This window comes from Bartonella sp. AU55XJBT, from assembly GCF_028618525.1.
Genome location: NZ_JAQITC010000017.1, coordinates 22795 through 41422, shown reverse-complemented (window position 1 = coordinate 41422; position 18628 = coordinate 22795). Strand labels below are relative to the sequence as shown.

The following is an 18628-nucleotide window of genomic DNA, read 5'->3' as shown; positions in this document are numbered from 1 at the left end:
AATATTTATTAAATAATAATTTTCATTTTATATAAAAATATATTTAAAATAGTTTTATAAAAATGATAATTATGATTTTTTTAAAAATAAAAAATTTTGTTGTTGTAGATAACTGTTAGTATCTATTTCATTGAGAGATGTATTTTTAATCTTGAAAAAAAGTTGCATAAAAATTGGGGGAGGAGGCAAAGTCTAAATATTGTATGAGTAAACAATGTAAGTGAACTTTATAGAAAATTCTTTACAGAATAATTCGTGTATTATCCTATTATACTGTACAACACCGTTGTTTAGAGCAGTAATAGGGGAAAATATATTATACATTAGGTATTTTTAGAATGAGTGCTAGGTGAAGTATTCAGGGCAGGGGGCCCATAGAGCCTTATGTAGGTGAACCATATAAGTGGTTAGCAGCATCTCCCTTAACACGTCAGATTTTTCTACAAACCGGTGCTGGGAGGAATCCTCTTCTTTTGAAGTGTGGGGAGAAGATTAAGAAGAAAAAGGGTAACACTTTAGTTACCCTTTTTTGAGCTGTTTTGTATAGATTTTATTTGTTCTTTGGAGCAATTTTTTTTCTTATAAACATAAAATACATTATGCCTAAGAAGATAAACCAAAAGATACTGTATTTTAAAGCTATTAGGGTATCGTGTTCTAATGTTAACAAATAGAGCATGAAAGCAAAAAACACTAACACAATCCCGCACATAATGACACCTCCCGGCATTTTGTAGACGGATTCAGCATGTAGATGAGGGTGATTGCGACGATACACAATATAGCTAATCAAAATGACGGACCATACGAATAAAAATGCAATAGCTGAAATACTTGTCACAATTGTAAAAGCACTTATGATGCTTGGAGATGATGATGCAATTGTATATCCTACTAAAATACATAGGCAGGAAAAGAACAGAGCATTGGCTGGAACATGGTATTTGGAAAGCTTCCCTAAAATTGGAGGAGCGCCTTTTTGTGTTGCAAGACCGTATATCATACGGCTGGTGGAAAAAATACCACTATTTGCTGAAGAGGCCGCTGAAGTGAGAACAACAAAATTGACCAAACCAGCAGCTATTGGAATGCCAGCAAGCCAAAACATGGAGACAAAGGGGCTTTTATCTGGAACTATTTGATCCCAAGGTGTAACTGACATAATCACAGCAAGAGAAAAGATGTAAAAGAGTACAATACGCACCGGTATTGCATTAATTGCTTTAGGGAGAACTTTTTTAGGTTCTTTGACTTCAGCTGCTGTTGTTCCAGCAATTTCAATCCCAACAAAAGAAAAAATGGCAATTTGAAATCCGGCAAAAAAACCTGTAATTCCTCGGGGAAATATATCTCCACCATTCCATACGTGACTGAGAGAAGCGACAGTACCATTTGGAGAGGTAAAGCCTGTAGTGATCATATAAAATCCAACAATAACTAATGCTAAAATTGCTACGACTTTGATAAGACCAAACCAGAATTCAAGTTCACCAAAAAATTTTACGGCAAGGAGATTAAGGATTAAAAAGAAACCAATGCAAGCAAAAACAACAATCCATGGATTAAGTGTTGGCCACCAGAAATGCATATAGTTAATGATTGCAATAATATCTGCAGCTCCAGTCACAACCCAGCTTAACCAATAGTTCCAGCCAACAAAAAAAGCGATTCCTGGCCCTAGCATATCGGTTGAAAAATCAATAAGAGATCGATATTGTGAATTAGAAAGCAATAATTCTCCCATTGCACGCATGACAAAGTATAGGGCACATCCAATAACGGCATAAACGAGTATGATGGAAGGGCCGGCTACACTAATCGTTTTTCCTGATCCCATGAAGAGCCCTGTTCCAATAGCCCCACCGAGGGCTATAAGTTGTACGTGACGGTTATCTAGACCACGTTGTAGTTTTTTCTGAGGATCATCTTTTAAATTTTGTTTACAGTTCATTTTTTGGGGGTTCCCTTTAATTATTTTGAGATTAAATTACACTCAAAGAGATATTATTCGTATCGAAGCATGATATAAATGAGGTGTAAAGGAAAAAAACATTTTTTATGGTTTTGTGTGGATAAAGATAAAGGGGGATAAACAAAAGAACATGGTTTTGAAAAAAGAGAATGTATTTCTCTTAAATAGCATAACAGATATTTGCATAGGGAGTTTATTTGTTATGAATAACAAATAAATAGCTCATGAAGAGGTTTTGATAGAGCGCCCTTTAAAATTATTTCAGAAAGTTGTTAGGTGTTTTTATAACTTTATGAAATTTATCGTTTATAATCAATATGTTGTTATTCATAATAGAGAGAGTTTAAATTTTTTGCTCAAGTAGCATTAGAGAGTTGGCATCTTAAGTGTAGGGAAAATTCTTTAATGATAAAAAATTTAAATGATTTCTAAAATCATTTTATTTGTTTTTATGATGCTATCATAAGTAAAAAAGAGGGCCTTTTTCACAAAGGAAAAGAGGGACACTTTAGCTTTTTTCTTCTAAAGTGGTGAATAAGAACTTCATTTAGATATTGATAAAACGTTGCGATAAATTCTATTGTTTACACAAAAGTTCTTGAGACTACGATAAAAAAGCAACGTTATTCAGTTTTACAGAGAAAATAAGAAAGAATTGGGGATTGTCTCAGCTTTGTGAGAGGTTAGACTCTTCAGAAGTGAGAGGCAGCGTCATGAAAAGATTACTCTGTTAGCTTTACGACCTCTTATCAAAAGAGGAAATGTTATCCAAAGAAAATGAAAAAAGAAAATAGCGATAAAACTGTTCCTGTTGCACTATTAATACATCCTTTTATTTTTTCCTTTTTTAGAGTGGCACTTGCAAATGATATAAAAATGGTCATTAAAGTAAACCATGCAAAGATATTGAAGGAATGTATTGTTACAAGTTCAAAGCCTTTTTTTATGCTACTGCCAGAAGCTAAGAATTTTGGAAAAGCTGCTATGTAAAATATTGATACTTTGGGATTTAGTATTTGTGTTAAAAAACCATCCATATAGCTGGTGAAGAGCTTTGTTTTACCGACAATGCTTTTTTCATTCGTTGATATTTTTTCTTTTGAATTTAAGCTGTGTATTCCAGATTTAATCGATTTAAAGCCCATATATAATAAATAGCAGCCTCCCATGAGTTTTACTAAAAGGAAGAGCGTTTTGTTGTTGAGAATGAGTGCTGATACACCTAGATATGGAAAATGCTCCATGCGCATATGTTGCTGTACACAACCCTAAAACGTTTGTAAATGCGTTCTTTTTTCCCAATCTCGTTGCATTATCGATGATAAGGGCCATGTTTGGTCCCAGTGAGATGACTAAAAAAAATGAAACAATGAAAAAGGTCAGTATTTGATGCCTCATTTTACTTTTAGCTCTGAGATTAATTTATCTTCAAGATAGAGTTCTATGGCATCAAATGGGGAAAGTTTTCCTACGCCCTGTGGAGTGCCTGTATATATGATATCACCACTTCTTAGCTGAATGTAGTGACTTAAGAATGATATTATTTTCCCAAAGCTGAAAATCATATCTCTCGTATTGCCAAGTTGTCTTGTTGCACCATTCAACTTCATTGTAAAGGTTATTGGGTCCTTGACTTTTTCCTTGTTTATGAAGTCAGAGACGTATGCGGCTCCTTTAAAGCCTTTAGACAAAAGCCAAGGAAGCTTTTTTTCTTTTAATTTTGTTTGCAAATCTCTTGCTGTTAGATCAAGACCTACCGCTACAGCATCATAACATTCTTCAGCTTCCCTTTCATTGACCATAAAGGTATCCTTTGAGATTCTGAGCACAATTTCAGTTTCGAAATGGATTTCTTTGGAAAAATCAGGAAGATCAATTTGATTTCCTAAGATGAGTGAACTATTCGGTTTGCTAAATATAACAGGTTCATCTTCAACAACATTCCCCATTTCATGAACATGTTCAACATAATTGAGTCCGACACAGTAAATATTATTAATCATAGGAAAACTCCAAGTTTTTCTTTTCCTTTTGTATAGGCAAGATATAACTGTTGAAACAATATCTTTTCTCATATCGATGTGTGAGCTTTCTGAAAAGTATGCGTTGTGTGGATTAATGACTAACCGCGATGATAGCCACTTCGCATTGTCTCTCCAAGCTTTAATGAGAGGGTGGCTATTGGGTGGTTCTATGGGGAGAATATCAGGGAATGCGTGAAATTTAGGATTTTCGCTTAGATGCTTTCTAAGCAATCAAAACCGCTGAGGATTTTCCCTCTCGCGGTGTTCACTAAGATAGCATTTTTCTTCATCTTGTTGAGAAATTCTGAATTAATCATTCCTATTGTTTTTTTTGTTAGAGGACAGTGTAATGATACCACATCAGACTCTCCTAGAAGGGTATCTATATCTTCTAATAGTTTGAAGTTGAGTGATTTAGCGAGTCCCTCGTCAATATATGGATCATAGACCAAAATTTTGAATCCAAAAGGCCTTAGACGCTCTAGCGTTGCTTTTACTATTTTCCCGAACTCAGCCAACTCGATGGTTTTATGTTTTGGACGGAATATTTTAAGATTGTTTTCTTACTATATTTTTTGCTAAATCATTATGTCTGGATACTTGCCTGCATCCTTCCAAAATCATTGTTAATGCAGTATCAGCTACTTCATCTATACAATAAGAAGGGTTGTTAGCAAATTCAACACCGTGCTTTCTTAGCTCTTCGTAATCTAATTGCTCAAAACCGATACCAAATCGTCCTGCTATTTTACATTTATGCAATTCCTTGGTTGTTTTCTCTGTTATTTTTGCATGCCAGATCAATAAGACATCAATTTCCCTCAGAATTTCTTCAGGAAAGTCGTTTTCATTTAAAGAGTTGAAAAAATAAAATTCAGCACCCAAATCAGCCAGAGGTTTCTCAAATTCACTCACTTCAGTTATTCTATCGGTTATAGCGATTTTCATTGTCGTTTTTCTCTATAATCGATAACCATCAAATCTCTAAAGCCTTTTTTATCATTTATTGATGAAATTACAAATGCTGAATGGTACATTTCCATATCGTCGAGCAGTATACTCTCTAAGTTTTCTTCCAAAACAATCTCTTTTATTTTATTTCTGTTTTCATCATAGATATAGGATGTACCACCTTCAATATTATATCTACCGATCATGTGCATACTTATAAATGTATGACCATCTTTATGAATGCCCTCTGGTGTAGGATTTCCTTGTATTCCTTTTTTTGATTCAATACGGAATTGGTGCACAAAAACATCCCATATATTGCTTTTTTTCTTTTTATACATCAAAAAAGCATTCAGTGTATTTTCAATGATTTTCCGTAATATAACATTAGATGATATTATATCTGACATTTGGGGCAGTTTTCTTTCAATCCCACCTGCATAACAATTTATTTCAGAACTCTGAAAAAAAATATTATCATCTACAAAATCTATTGTTTTATTTGCTATATCCACAATAAATTTGCCAAAGCATCTTCTCCTGTAAGTGTCACCTTTTTTCATGTAAGGATCGATTGGCAAATAGTCCCAGCTTCTTTTTAGTAAGGCTAAATCAGTTATCTCATTTGCCTTGATATTGATTTTCTCAGAAAGTATATGGGAAAATTTATTCTTTTTTAGTTCCTCAACAACCTTATCTAGACTTACAAACATATACTCCCCCCTTTTCTATACTAGTAGACTCTTATAACCACTTTTAAAACTGAAGCAAGTATATATCAGATAAAAGCTCTTTTTATGGCTAAGCTATTAATTTTTTTTATAGCATGGTTTTATTATTAGGAACTTGAATGGTAAAATAGTCGTGTTTTTTAGTAATAATTAGTATAAGGCTTAAATGATTTAAGATGTTAGCACGATATTAGTTGCTATGCAGGGGGGAATTCGTGATAACTTATACTTTAGCGATGTTGCGCAATGCATTGTCATAAAACATATTTCATACCAGAGATGTCGTAGAGACATTAAAAAGGTTAGCTCCAGAGCCTTATTGTGATTGAAGTGAGAGACAACTTTTGCATATTATCTACTGATCGTATTGTAGGTATTCGTTATGATATTTTAAATTATAGAGAAGAGAAGAAGAAAGGTTTCGGTTACCGGTTAAATATGATCACTGCCGCTTATTGTCTTGCTTGAGAATATTCTGTCGGCAAAGATTCATGGAATAACTATAAAAACGCGCTGTTTAGCTATCTTTTGATTGAAAAAGTAGCAAAAAACATGAGCTAGGGGAAGTAACGACGTTCTTAACAAGAGCTTTCTGGCGAAGAGAAGCGTCGCTCTTGGAAGGAAAAAAGTTAAATTTATTGAAAAAAAGATAAGGAATAGCTCCTTAAGAAATATAAAAAAATCTCAAATTTTATAGAAAATAGGGTGTTGCTCAAAGCTGCCTTCATCAGTTAAGTGAACGCATTAATGATGGTAGTTTAATGTTTAAAAAAGCTTTTTTAATATGAAGATGACAGGATGTTTTAATAAAGAAATAATAAATAATTATTATGCATCAATATGTTGTATAAAATTATCATTTTTAAGATTAATAACCATTTACAAATATAATTATGCACCATTTTTTCTTTTAGTGCTCTTCGCAAATCATCAGTGAAAACTTTTTTGTACTGAAAATTTATTGATAACTATAATTTTTGTGCATTCATTCTTTCCGCTTAAAAAATATAAAATAAGGACAATACAATTAAGTTATCAATTTCTTATTCTTTTCACTTTCTCATCATGAAGAAAAATCTTTTTACTTAACCTTATGGATCAAAAGAATTAGCTTTTTTCTGGTAATACAAGTGGAGAAATAAGGATTTTAGATATGTTTCGCCGTTCCATTTCAACCACTTTAAAGCGTAAACCATCAGTTTCAAAACTTTCTCCTTCATTCGGCAAATGACCAAATTGCCAAAGCATAAAGCCTGCCAGAGTCGTATAACGGTCTGCCTCATCAACAAGATTTCGTCCAAGATAGCCACTTAAACGGCGGATATCAGCGTATCCCTCTACAAGAAGGTTGCCATTTTCAAGTTGTTCTGCGATCATGAGCTCTTCATCGTCATCAGGAAAATCTCCTGCAATAGCTTCAAGAATATCGGTTGGTGTTGCAATCCCTTCAAAAGAGCCATGCTCATCAACAATAATTGCAAGCTGAATCGAAGAATGACGTAATTGTTCCATCAATCGTAAAACACTTGTATTTTCATGAACAACAAGTGGTTCTCGCATCGCTTTTTTCCAATTAATCTTTTTACCCTCAGCCAGATTCAAAAGAAGATCTTTTGTTAACGCAACGCCAACAAATTCATCCACTTTTTCACGTGCAAGAATTAAGCGGCTATGCTTAACCTTTTGTAATTCTTCACGCATTTCATTTTCATCAGCATTTAAATCTAACCACTCAATCTCATTGCGCGGCGACATGATAGAGCGAACAGGACGATCTGCTAAATCGAGAACACCACGAATCATCTCCTTTTCTTCTGGTCTAAATAACTCAGAAGCTGCAGCTTGTTCAGCAATGACATCTACAGTTTCAGCAAGATGACTATCTTTGCTTCCTCCTCCTAGGAGCCTTAAAACAGCATCAGCTGTTCTACTGCGTAGATCATTCGTTGTAATCATCTTTTCACGGTTACGACGTCCAATTTGATTAAAAGCTTCGATGAGAACAGAAAAACCAATAGCGGCATACAAATACCCTTTGGGAATGTGAAAACCGAACCCTTCAACAATGAGTGTAAAACCAATCATCATTAAAAATCCAAGACAAAGGATTACAATAGTGGGATGACGATTAATAAAACGCATAAGAGAGCCAGAGCCACACATCATGACTCCCATAGCAGTAATGACTGCGATATACATAACTGCGGCCTGATCTTTTGCAATCATACCTGTTGCAGTAATAATACTATCGAGTGAAAAGACGGCATCCAGCACTACGACTTGAACAATGACTTGCCAAAAAACAGCATAAGCAACGCCTGTTTTTCTCTCATGAGATACTCCTTCTAACCTTTCATGTAATTCTAGCGTTCCCTTTGCTAGCAAAAAGGCTCCACCACCGATTAAAATAAAGCTATGCCAACTGAAGACAAAGGATGAAAGTGAAAGAATGATCGTATCCAGTCTCATAACCCATCCAATAATTGTAAGAAGGAAAAGCCGCATGATTAATGCTAAAGTAAGACCTATCAAGCGTGCACGGTCACGCAAATGCAATGGCAATTTTTCAGCTAAAATTGCAATAAAGATAAGGTTATCTATTCCTAAAACAATTTCGAGAAAAACCAACGTGACCAAACCAAACCACGCATGGGGATCAGTGATCCATTCCATCATTTCTTACCTTTTAAAAGCTTAAAAGCGTGTGATAGACAAAAAAAATTCATGAGCTTTTATTCGTATATTTGATCATAAACATTGAAGGTAAAAAACTTACATTCAAAGAAAAAAACAGCAAAGTATTGCTTAAATGCATGTGATTATTGATAAAACAAAACGACGTCCCATCCCGCTTACAATCACAAGAAGGTTCCTCTAAATTTTGCTCGGGCATTATGCTCGATAATCCTCCAACTATGGGCTCTGTATAACAAACAGAAAATTTATTTATAGAGCCTCTTATAATGGGTTTATTTTTATATAAGATCAAGTAGTGAATATCATATTTTTAACCTTACAGACAGTGACTCTCTATAAAAAGTAACAAAATATCTAGACATCTACCCTTAGGAGCGTTATAGAAACGCTCATTCTCGTTTTTGGGGAAGCTTATGGGTGATTAGCTCAGTCGGTAGAGCAGCTGACTCTTAATCAGCGGGTCGTGGGTTCGATCCCCTCATCACCCACCATTTATTTTGTATTATAAATAATTTGTTGATTACATAAAATTTTTCAAGATATAAGAGGTTCAATGAAATTGGGGAGGAGGAGAAAGCCTACACCACACGCTTTGCTCGTCCCAATATTATATCAGCAACTTTTGTCCTTGAAACGATTTAGAAGAGGTATTTTAATCCTTTCTTGTACAGTTTCACTTCACACGGTTCTTCCTGCTTATAACGTGCAAAAGACATGGTTTTGATTCATTCAACGTGGGGAGATTTGAAATGAGAGAATCTTACGGTATTCAAGGTTCTCATTCAACTTGAATAATGATAAATTATCTTTATAAATCAATATGTTGTATGTTATGGAAACGATTGTTTTCTACGCAGGTAGATATTTTCAAGTTTATGGAATTTCTTTGAAGGAAAATAGATAAATATTTCTCTGTTTTTTTAGAATAAGTCTCTTATAAAGGGGGCATTTCAGGTTCGAAGGTAAAAAAGATAAATAAAATAATGATTGTATTAATTTACAGATGCAATTTGAATTCCGATATGATCCTATCATTTATAGGCACACACAAAAGAAGCCATTGATAGCCTTTTATTTATTTAGGAGGTGTTTTGGGGGCTTTTTTCCAATATTGCTGTGCTTCAAAAATGGCGACCACAAATAATGAAATGATGAGTGGTATGATCAAATAAAGTATTCTAAAGACAATAAGTGCTGCGATAACATCGGTTGGATTTATATTCGGCATACCTGTTATGAAGAGTGCTTCGAGAACGCCTACACCTCCTGCTGGAGCATTGGAGAGAAGCGTTATCGTAAAAGATGCTAGGAAAACACCAAGAACAGAAATAAAATGGATATCTGCATTGTAGGGGAGAACAGCATATATAATTCCTGCTGCTCCTAAAAGCTCTAGAGGGCTAATGAGGAGCTGTTGAATAACAATTTTTAGCCGTGGATAGGAAAGCTGAATTTTCTTGCCCAAGCGTAAGGGCTTCAATTGAAGCCAACTCCCAAACGTATAAAGTGCTATGCAACTGAGTAAAATTGCTCCAACTGTCGTTCCCAGCCATTCAGGAAGCTCTTCATGAATGAGGGTGATAATTTCGGGTTGCAAAACCAAAACGATCCCCAACAGTAAGATTGTACCGATGACAAAAGTAAAAGAACAAAAACCTACTAATATGGCGATTTCTGTTCCATTTAATCCTTTCATTTTATAGGCGCGATAACGCACGACGGCACCAGAAAAAACTGAAGCACCGATATTATGTGAAAGAGCGTAAGTTGTAAATGAACAGATCGCAATAAAAATCCAAGAAATTTTATGGCCTAGATGTTGCAAGGCGATGCGATCATATCCAGCAAGAGCAGCATAAGCAAGCAGAGAACATAAACAGGCTAATAACCAGTGCTGTGTATTTAAATCGCTCAAGCGTTCCAATACGTCTGCGAACGAAATGGCAGAGAGCTTTATATAAAGAATTCGAACAGATATCAGCATTGCTAAGATACCAATTAAGGGCCATATAAATTGCTTTATTTTCACGCTTCTTTATCCATGTTATGTTTTCTATAAATTTTCATGATTATGCATATTCTTTACAGACCTTTGCTCTGTTATATGCTCTATAATGCCATTAGCAATTTCTTCATCATCCGTTACTACAATATCAGCCCCTAAATCAATGAGATAAGCTGTTTCTGTGTCAGATAATGCATGTGTGATTATCTGGATATCCTTCTGCATATCACGTATATTCACGATACATTCTCCGACTTCAATGGTACTTCGCATTGTAATAACAACTTTATGTGCATGATTTATATTGGCTGCGTTCATTATTTCTTGTTGAATAATATTGCCATAAATAACCTCAAAACCATCGGCAATTGCTTTATCAGCGAGGCGTTTTGATTCTTCGACAATTACTATGGGTTTATCTCTATTTATTAAAGATAATGCAATACATTGACCAATACGACTATAGCCAATAATGACGATATGGTTGTTTTTTAAGGTCATTGGTAAAAAATCTTGGTCAGGATCTTGTGGATCAATATCAATAATTGTTTGGGTATTTTGTGAAGAGGTAGAAATTTTTTCTAGACGTTTTTTTATTTTGTTACAAGCAATGAAAATAAGAGGATTGAGCAAAATAGAAAAAATTGCTCCTCCAAGAATCAAATCATGGGCGTCATTGTTTAAAAGTCCTAAGCTTAGACTTAAACCAGCAAGGATAAAGGAAAATTCTCCGATTTGGGCAAGGCTTGCAGCAATCGTTAAAGCCGTTGCGTTTGAATAGCGAAAAGCTTTAACGATGAAAAAAGCGACAGCAGATTTTCCAATGACGATAATAAATAAGGTTGCTAAGAGAGGAAAAAAATGAGTTAAGAGCTTTTCTGGATCAAATAACATGCCTACAGAAACAAAAAAGAGAACAGAAAAGGCATCGCGCAGGGGTAAAGATTCTTCAGCAGCATGGTGACTTAATTCTGATTCGCTCATGACCATGCCGGCAAAAAAAGCACCAAGAGAAAGAGAAACACCAAATAAATGAGCGGCTCCAAATGCTACACCTAGGGCAATAGCAAAGACACTGAGACGGAATAATTCGCGTGATCCCGATTGTGCGCTCATTTTTAAAAGCCATGGGATAACACGTCGCCCAATGACGAGCATCAATGCGATAAATATAATGACTTTCAGGATGGTGAGACCAAAAATACCCCAAATACTTAAATCCAACCATTGAATAAGGGGATCCAATGCTTCTTTGTTTGTATGGTTGAGCGTACTTGCCAAGGCTGGAATAAGGACAAGTATAAGGACCATTGCTAAATCTTCAATAATCAACCATCCAACAGCAATGCGGCCTTTCTCTGTTTCAATAAGATGACGCTCTTGCAAAGCACGTAACAGGATAACAGTACTTGCTATGGATAAAGCAAGTCCGAAGATCAAGCTCCCACTGAGGCCCCAACCCATAATCAGACCAAGGCATAAGCCTAGAAAAGTAGAAAATGCCATTTGGGCAATAGCAGCGGGAACAGCAATCGCTTTGACAGATAAAAGGTCTTTTAAGGAAAAATGTAGCCCAACACCAAACATGAGCAAAATAATACCAATTTCAGCAAGTTGATTGATAATAACGGAATCTATTTTAAATCCGCCTGTATTGGGACCCACAATAACACCAGCTAACAAATAGCCCACAAGGGGCGAAATCCGCAAACGGCTAGCAATCATTCCCAAAAGAAATGCTAAACATAAACCGGCAACAATGGTTGTGATAAGTGGTGTGTCGTGGAGCATGGATTATTTACTATTCTTGATCAAAAAGCGAATGAATGAAAATGTCTCTTATTTCTTCGAGAAGAGAGGAATGATGTATCATATGTATCAAAGAACATTTTCATTTCGCTTTCATATTTACACGATTATTTCGTTCACGCCACCAATTTCCTAGCAGGAGTAAAATAGGAGCAGCAATAAAGATAGAAGATGATGTTGCAACAATAATCCCAAAGACCATGGGCAATGCAAAATTATGAACGGCACTTCCACCCCATATCGCCATAGGAAGCATAGCAAGAATTGTTGTGGCGGATGTAAAAAAACAACGGATAAGAACTTGATTAATTGACAGATCAATCAGTTCGCGCAATGGCATTTTTTTATAAAGACGCATATTCTCGCGCATCCTATCATAGACGACAACCTTATCATTTATAGAATATCCAACAATTGTTAAGAGTGCAGCGATGGCTGTTAAATTAAAATCAAATTGAAATAAAGCAAAAAAGCCGATCATTTTTGTGGTGTCTAGAATGAGTGTGACAATGGCTCCAATAGCAAAGAACCATTCGAAGCGTAACCATATATAGAGAGTCATGGCAATAGCTGCAAGAATAACAGCTGTAAATGCAGCAGTGGCAAGTTCGCCTGAAATTTTGGGGCCAACAACTTCTATTTGATCAAATGTGGTATCAGGATAGATATTTTGTACAGCTGTTTTGACCTTATCAATGGCGATGGTTTGTTGTGCTTCGCTCCCACTTTGTTTCTGCATGCGAATGAGTACGGTGTTTTCGTTATCGATATTTTGCAGGCTAATTTCCCCAATATTAAGGGTAGAAAGCTTGGAACGCAGGGTTGCTAGGTCTGCTGGTGCTTTCGTGGTAATACTCATTTGGCTGCCGCCAATAAAATCAATTCCAAAATTCAAGCCAGGCTTAAAAAAGAGAAAAACTGAAGCTATTGATAAAATAATTGAGACACCAATCCCAATGAATCGCGCTTTCATAAAGTGGAAAGTTGTCTTTTGGGGGAGAATGTTGAAAGCGGAGTGAATATGCAATTTTTTAATTTTCCATTTACGAACAATCCAAATCATGATGATGCGTACAATAGTAATATTTGTGAACATGGAGATGATAATCCCAAGCAACATAGTTACGGCAAAACCACGCACGGGACCGGTACCAAACCAAAAGAGTAAAACAGTTGCTATAATGGCCGTAACATTTGCATCAACAATGGTTGCAAAAGCCTGTTTAAAACCACGATCTAGGGCTGCAAAAGCACTTACACCTTTTCGGCTTTCTTCACGGATACGTTCATTAATGAGAATATTCGCATCAACGGCAATACCGATGCCTAAGATAATACCAGCAATACCAGGCAGGGTCAGCGTCGCACCGAGGAGACTGAGGGCAGCAAATGTTAAAATCGTGTGGAGCGCTAGGGCTATATTGGCAATGAGCCCCCAAATTCGGTAGAGAAGAAAAATAAAAATTGCAACAAGTATAAAACCGATTATGCCGGTGTAAAGTCCCATTTGGATAGCATCAGCACCAAGATTTGGACCTACCGTTCTCTCTTCAATGACTGTGAGTGGAGCGGGGAGGGAACCTGCGCGGAGCAGAGCAGCCAGAGTTGAGGCTTCTTTGGGATCAAAGTTTCCTGTAATTTGACCTTGCCCATTGGGAATGACACTATTGATGGTAGGAGCGGTTAAAACCTTATGATCTAAAACAATAGCAAAAGGACGGTTAATATTTTGTCGTGTTATATCGGCAAATATTTTTGCACCAGCAGAATCTAGCGTAAATGAAATAATAGAACGTCCTGGTATTTGCGGGTCAAAACCAGCGCGGGCATCTTTAAGGACATTTCCATCTAAGGCTATTTGATCATAAATTGCATAATGTTGTGTTTCATCAGTATATCCAGGAAGAATGGAAACACCTATAGGGGGATTATTGGGGTCCACATTAGAGGGAACAAGATGAAAACTCATCTTAGCGGTCGTGCCTAAAAGATCTCGCAGTTGTTTTGGATCTTGTAAGCCAGGCAATTGGACCATAATACGATCATTTCCAACCTTTTGGATCGCTGGTTCTGAAACACCAACTTGATCGATACGGCGACGGATGATTTCTAAGCTTTGTTCAATGGCGTTGCTTACACGATCTTTTATACCCGCTTCCGTTAACGTGACACGAAGCATTTCATTTTGAGCACTAATTGTGATGTTATGTTCTGTCGTACCAAAGCTGCTGTGTATGGGGGTTATTAATGTTTTTAAAGCAGAGAGAGCTTTTTCAGTTTGTGATGCATCAGAAATAAGGGCGACAACGCTATCTTCGACGATACGAACACTTGAGGTACGGATTTGTTTTTCACGCAACGCATTACGTACATTGCTTAAAACGGTGTGTAATTGATCGCGTTTTAATGTTTTGCTATCAACCTCGAGCAGGAGAGAAGAGCCTCCTTGAAGATCAAGACCAAGGGCGACACGGGTGTCGGGTAAGAATTTTGAATTTTTAACTTGTTCGTGTGAAAATAAATTGGGTAAGGCAATATAAATGCTGCTTAAAAGGATAAAGCAATAAAGGGTAGTTAACCAACGAGGTGTACGCATGATATATTCCGCTAATAGGCAATCTAACAGTGATTCAAAGTTAAAAGCACGAGTAAAATAAGATGAACGTTTTATAATTCAAGGAAGAGGATTAGGTATGTTCATGGGGAGGAGCCCGTTTATTTGAAAAATATTGCGTTTTGACGTTATGAAGTCGTTTATAAATAGCTGAAATTTTTATTAACAAGAAAGCTAATATTAGGATTTTTTGAAAGGACCTCATAAAAATAGATTCTGCATGGAATGTTACAATTTTTAGGGTTTCAGTTGTTAAAACATTCAATTGATCACACTTGTTGGGTAAATCAAATCTATTCGTTTTAATAATATTCCTAATGATATTACTGGTGTCTGATTGTTTGATGAAAGAAGCACGCATTCCTAGATTGCTTGTCAAAAATACACCAAAACTGGATAGAAAAATCCAAGTCATCAAAGGGAGCAAATTTTCTTTTTTGCCATAGAGGTACAAAAAAAGCATGCGAGAGTGTCTTCTTTAATCTTAATTAAGTTCAGCTTATCCCTTCTTATTATCAGTATTATAGGATAAGGGAAAGCTTTTATAAGATTATTCTACAAAAGTTGAAAATATCTGTCTTATACTATATTAAAAAAGAGGAGATAAAATCCTTTTTGTATACCTAAGGTAGATATGTATTCATTTTGTAGAAAAAATACCCATATACTTTTCCTCCTTTTGGGGATTATCGTTGTTTTTAATGCTGGTGCATGGGGAAATGAGGGGACGCGCAATACAATTGTCGAACAGACAATAGATTCTTATTCAGTTGATGAAATTATTCAAAAACAACAGTTGATTATTGAGAAACTTGAAGAAAATGCTGAAACTTTAAAAAAAGATTTTGACAGAAAATTAGAAGATGAGCGTGCTCTGGAAGAATTGCGCTTACGTGCACAAGATATCAGTGAACGTGCTATGGAGGCAGCATTTGTTTTGCGTTCTCCTCTTAATGAGATTAATGCACTTCTTGATCAATTAACCGAGCTTAATCGTGACGTAAAAAAACTGAAAAGCTCAGTAAAGGAATACGCTTACTTAATAGAGCAAAAAGATAAAATTAATCGTATTATGCTTCGCTTTGAAGCAATTTTTTTGGCGACAAATAGAATAGCTGAACTTTCTATTTCTCAATCTCGTGAGCTTTTTAAACGCACACTTACAGATAGGCTTGAATTTTCGATTCCGATGATTAAGCATCTTATTCAGAAAACAAAAGAGGCTTCATCAGATTTTCTTTTGCTGTTGAATTCTTGGTGTGGTTTTATCTTTTATTTCAAGCCATTACAGCTTTTTCTTTGCTTTTTGATTCCACTTTTTATCACTTTGGGACTTTCATATTTTTCTCGTAAGATTCTTGTTCATGTGTATTGCCATTTTACTAGGTCTAATGAAGAGATATCCTATTTACAACGCTTATTGATCGCCTTTATTTCAGTTCTCTTACCTTCGCTTATCTGTGTTCTTTGCGTTTATCTTGTGTTGTTTTTGTTTCGTCATTTTAATTTAGATCTAGGTAAGCTTACAACTGTTTTTAATACGATCGGTTGTCAAATTATTTTAGTCTTTTTAATCAATCGCTTAGCAGTTGTTCTTTTATCATTAAATATGCCCCATATACGTCTTTTCAATGTTGCACCATCATCGGCTTATCAATTGGTGATTGTACTCACTTCTTTAGGGGGCATTTTGGCATTTGATGCTGTTTTTGATAGTATTTATCAAATTATTTCAGCGCCTCTATCTTTGACAATTGCTAAAAGTTTTATTGCTGTTTTTCTTGTCGCGCTATTACTGTTTATAATAGCATGTGTTCCTTTGCGGTTTAGACATAGACGTTTTCAAGGAGAAAAAAGAGAGCCCTATTTTTGGCCATTTTATATACGCATTCCTTTTATTGGCTTGGGATTATTGCTCTTTGTGTTGAATTTTTTAGGCTATGTTGGTCTCGCGCGTTTTATTATGCAGCAAATTATGATTGGTGGAGCATTTTTAGTTCTCATGTATTTAGGCATAAAAAGCGCTCAAGCAATTGGAACTAAAGGACAATTTATGAAGACAACTGTTGGTCATTTTTTGATGCAGAGGTTTCATTTAGAAGAAAAAACAATGAATCAATTGGGAATTGTTTTAAGCGTTTTTCTCAATTTGTTTGTTGTTGTATTTTGTGTAATGCCAATCGTTGCACAGTTTGGATTTTCCTATTCTGATTTGAAAGCAGTTTTGTGGCAATCGGTGAGCGGTTTTCAGATCGGAAATATGACTCTTTCTTTGATTTCTCTCGTAACAGGAATTATTTCTTTTTGTGTTTGTTGGTTTCTTATTCGCCGATTTATTGGTTGGTTAGATCATGTGGTGTTGGACCATGGAGAATTCGATTCTGGTGTCCGTAATTCTATCAAAACAGTGATAAGTTATGGAGGCGTTGTTCTGTCTGCTTTGACAGGATTATCAATGGCAGGTTTGGATCTTAGAAATTTTGCTCTTATTGCTGGAGGACTTTCACTTGGTATAGGTTTTGGTTTACAGAATATTGTTCAAAACTTTGTCTCTGGACTTATTATTTTGGTTGGAAGACCATTTAAAATAGGCGATTATATAGAGTCCGGATCAGTAGGGGGGGTTGTTAAGCGTATTAGTGTACGAGCAACAGAACTTGAGACCCTTCAGCGTAAAACAATTATTATACCCAATTCAAGCCTTATTAATAATAATGTTAGTAATTGGACACGACGCAATAAAGTAGGAAGGATTGATATTCCGGTGACTGTGTCATCTAAGGTCGCTCCAGAGCATGTTGTTGAAATTTTATTAGAGATTGCTTCTTCGACAGAAGGTGTTTTAAAAAATCCTATCCCACAGGTGAGTTTTACAGCATTTGATCGTAAGAGTTTTTCCTTTAATTTGGCTATTTATGTACCTAATATTACCGCACCTTCTCATGTAACCAATACTCTTCGATTTGTCTTATATAAGCGTTTTTCCGAGGAAGGAATCTTGGAATGCTGAAATATATTTATACTTTAATGACAGGTATTTTGTTGAATATTTTTACTATAACGGCTTTTGCTGCAACAGTGAAGAATATTGATTTAAAGATACAGTCTCTCATTGTTGTCGAAGGAAGTATACCTTCAAAATTTTCTTTAAATACGCATCAAACAATAACAATTTGTATGAAGGGATGCTTTATCACTTTTCCTAATAAAGACCGTTTTGTAATAAAGGCAGATGACACTATAGAAATTAGTAGGGGAAGAGCAATTTTTAAATAAAATGATTGAGGACTTTTGTTTGGAGACAAATTTTAGAAGGATAAAGGTATTGCACTTGTTAATAATCTCACCCTTTGAAAAATGCTAGGAAAAAAGGGATGATTTTAGTGTAAGATAGGTGTTATTTTATATAGATAGAATCTATAGTATTCATTTTTGATATAGAAGTATTGAGTTATATTTATAATAATTTTAATAAATATTAATTTTATAAAAATACTTACATCATTTTTAGAAAGTTTAAAAATTTATCTCATTAAAAGAGACATAAAATATTCTATTTTGTGTTTTTTGTGAGATAATTTTGATGCAAAATGTTTTATATTTACTCATTTTAAAGTATATAATAGATAATTTTATTGAATATTTGTACTTTTTAGTATTTGTTATTCTAATATTTTTAAATTTATTAAAATTTAATTGCTAAACTTCAATTTTAATGTAATGATGTATTTATGTAGTGATTGATTTAAATATAACTATAAAGGAGTACATGTGATTTTGCGGCATAAGATTTTATAAGACTTTGTTTTTCTAAATGTGATTTTT

13 protein-coding genes and 1 tRNA gene are annotated in these 18628 nt (G+C 35.1%); 3 read left to right on the top strand and 11 right to left on the bottom strand.

Features of this window, described 5'->3' with window-relative positions; translation table 11 throughout:
* Positions 1-550 precede the first annotated feature (550 nt).
* The 7 genes from PVV70_RS08635 to PVV70_RS08605 all read right to left on the bottom strand — a co-directional run bounded on the left by PVV70_RS08635 (position 551) and on the right by PVV70_RS08605 (position 8354).
* Positions 551-1951, bottom strand: coding sequence for an amino acid permease (locus tag PVV70_RS08635; protein WP_273717785.1), 1401 nt, complete (start codon positions 1949-1951; stop codon positions 551-553).
* 785 nt (positions 1952-2736) lie between these two features.
* Complete coding sequence (locus PVV70_RS08630; RefSeq protein WP_273758855.1) at positions 2737-3216, bottom strand: LysE family translocator; 480 nt, start codon at positions 3214-3216, stop codon at positions 2737-2739.
* Between the two features lie 150 nt (positions 3217-3366).
* The gene (locus tag PVV70_RS08625) at positions 3367-3975 is read right to left on the bottom strand and encodes a fumarylacetoacetate hydrolase family protein (protein WP_273758854.1); all 609 of its coding nucleotides are present in this window, start codon (positions 3973-3975) and stop codon (positions 3367-3369) included.
* Between the two features lie 233 nt (positions 3976-4208).
* On the bottom strand, positions 4209-4514 hold the full coding sequence (locus tag PVV70_RS08620) for a D-isomer specific 2-hydroxyacid dehydrogenase family protein (RefSeq protein WP_273758853.1): 306 nt from the start codon (positions 4512-4514) through the stop codon (positions 4209-4211).
* A gap of 31 nt (positions 4515-4545) precedes the next feature.
* On the bottom strand, positions 4546-4944 hold the full coding sequence (locus tag PVV70_RS08615; protein WP_273758852.1) for a hypothetical protein: 399 nt from the start codon (positions 4942-4944) through the stop codon (positions 4546-4548).
* Positions 4941-5660: a 2OG-Fe dioxygenase family protein gene (locus PVV70_RS08610; RefSeq protein WP_273758851.1), complete on the bottom strand. Its 720-nt coding sequence runs from the start codon at positions 5658-5660 to the stop codon at positions 4941-4943. The genes PVV70_RS08615 and PVV70_RS08610 overlap by 4 nt, the downstream gene beginning before the upstream one ends.
* A gap of 1125 nt (positions 5661-6785) precedes the next feature.
* Positions 6786-8354 (bottom strand): TerC family protein, encoded by a 1569-nt coding sequence (locus tag PVV70_RS08605; RefSeq protein ID WP_273758850.1) that lies wholly within the window; start codon positions 8352-8354, stop codon positions 6786-6788.
* 436 nt (positions 8355-8790) lie between these two features.
* Between PVV70_RS08605 and PVV70_RS08600 the strand changes: the two genes are divergently transcribed.
* Positions 8791-8866, top strand: a tRNA-Lys gene (locus tag PVV70_RS08600).
* A gap of 584 nt (positions 8867-9450) precedes the next feature.
* On the opposite strand, the gene PVV70_RS08595 is transcribed toward PVV70_RS08600, so the two are convergent.
* The 4 genes from PVV70_RS08595 to PVV70_RS08580 form a co-directional block, all read right to left on the bottom strand.
* Entirely contained in the window at positions 9451-10404 is a 954-nt protein-coding gene (locus PVV70_RS08595; RefSeq protein WP_273758849.1) for a YbhN family protein, read from the bottom strand.
* Positions 10405-10428: 24 nt separating this feature from the next.
* Positions 10429-12171 (bottom strand): YbaL family putative K(+) efflux transporter, encoded by a 1743-nt coding sequence (gene ybaL, locus PVV70_RS08590; RefSeq protein WP_273758848.1) that lies wholly within the window; start codon positions 12169-12171, stop codon positions 10429-10431.
* Positions 12172-12271: 100 nt separating this feature from the next.
* Positions 12272-14785 (bottom strand): protein translocase subunit SecD, encoded by a 2514-nt coding sequence (gene secD / locus PVV70_RS08585; protein ID WP_273758847.1) that lies wholly within the window; start codon positions 14783-14785, stop codon positions 12272-12274.
* A gap of 91 nt (positions 14786-14876) precedes the next feature.
* A complete protein-coding gene (locus tag PVV70_RS08580; protein WP_273758846.1) occupies positions 14877-15266 on the bottom strand; it encodes a hypothetical protein in 390 nt (129 codons plus the stop codon).
* A 171-nt stretch (positions 15267-15437) separates the two neighbouring features.
* On the opposite strand from PVV70_RS08580, the gene PVV70_RS08575 reads away from it, so the two are divergent.
* Together PVV70_RS08575 and PVV70_RS08570 are read left to right on the top strand one after the other, a co-directional pair.
* Positions 15438-17813, top strand: coding sequence for a mechanosensitive ion channel domain-containing protein (locus tag PVV70_RS08575; protein ID WP_273758845.1), 2376 nt, complete (start codon positions 15438-15440; stop codon positions 17811-17813).
* Positions 17807-18079, top strand: coding sequence for a hypothetical protein (locus PVV70_RS08570; RefSeq protein WP_120101727.1), 273 nt, complete (start codon positions 17807-17809; stop codon positions 18077-18079). Before PVV70_RS08575 ends, PVV70_RS08570 begins: the two co-directional genes overlap by 7 nt.
* The last annotated feature ends 549 nt before the right edge of the window (positions 18080-18628 follow it).

Bases quoted from the DNA above. Each gene is read 5' to 3' on its own strand.
- PVV70_RS08630 (WP_273758855.1), bottom strand. From the start codon at position 3,216: ATGGAGCATTTTCCATATCTAGGTGTATCAGCACTCATTCTCAACAAC.
- ybaL (WP_273758848.1), bottom strand. From the start codon at position 12,171: ATGCTCCACGACACACCACTTATCACAACCATTGTTGCCGGTTTATGT.
- PVV70_RS08610 (WP_273758851.1), bottom strand. From the start codon at position 5,660: ATGTTTGTAAGTCTAGATAAGGTTGTTGAGGAACTAAAAAAGAATAAA.
- PVV70_RS08575 (WP_273758845.1), top strand. From the start codon at position 15,438: ATGTATTCATTTTGTAGAAAAAATACCCATATACTTTTCCTCCTTTTG.
- PVV70_RS08570 (WP_120101727.1), top strand. From the start codon at position 17,807: ATGCTGAAATATATTTATACTTTAATGACAGGTATTTTGTTGAATATT.
- PVV70_RS08605 (WP_273758850.1), bottom strand. From the start codon at position 8,354: ATGATGGAATGGATCACTGATCCCCATGCGTGGTTTGGTTTGGTCACG.
- PVV70_RS08625 (WP_273758854.1), bottom strand. From the start codon at position 3,975: ATGATTAATAATATTTACTGTGTCGGACTCAATTATGTTGAACATGTT.
- secD (WP_273758847.1), bottom strand. From the start codon at position 14,785: ATGCGTACACCTCGTTGGTTAACTACCCTTTATTGCTTTATCCTTTTA.
- PVV70_RS08615 (WP_273758852.1), bottom strand. From the start codon at position 4,944: ATGAAAATCGCTATAACCGATAGAATAACTGAAGTGAGTGAATTTGAG.
- PVV70_RS08580 (WP_273758846.1), bottom strand. From the start codon at position 15,266: ATGCTTTTTTTGTACCTCTATGGCAAAAAAGAAAATTTGCTCCCTTTG.
- PVV70_RS08635 (WP_273717785.1), bottom strand. From the start codon at position 1,951: ATGAACTGTAAACAAAATTTAAAAGATGATCCTCAGAAAAAACTACAA.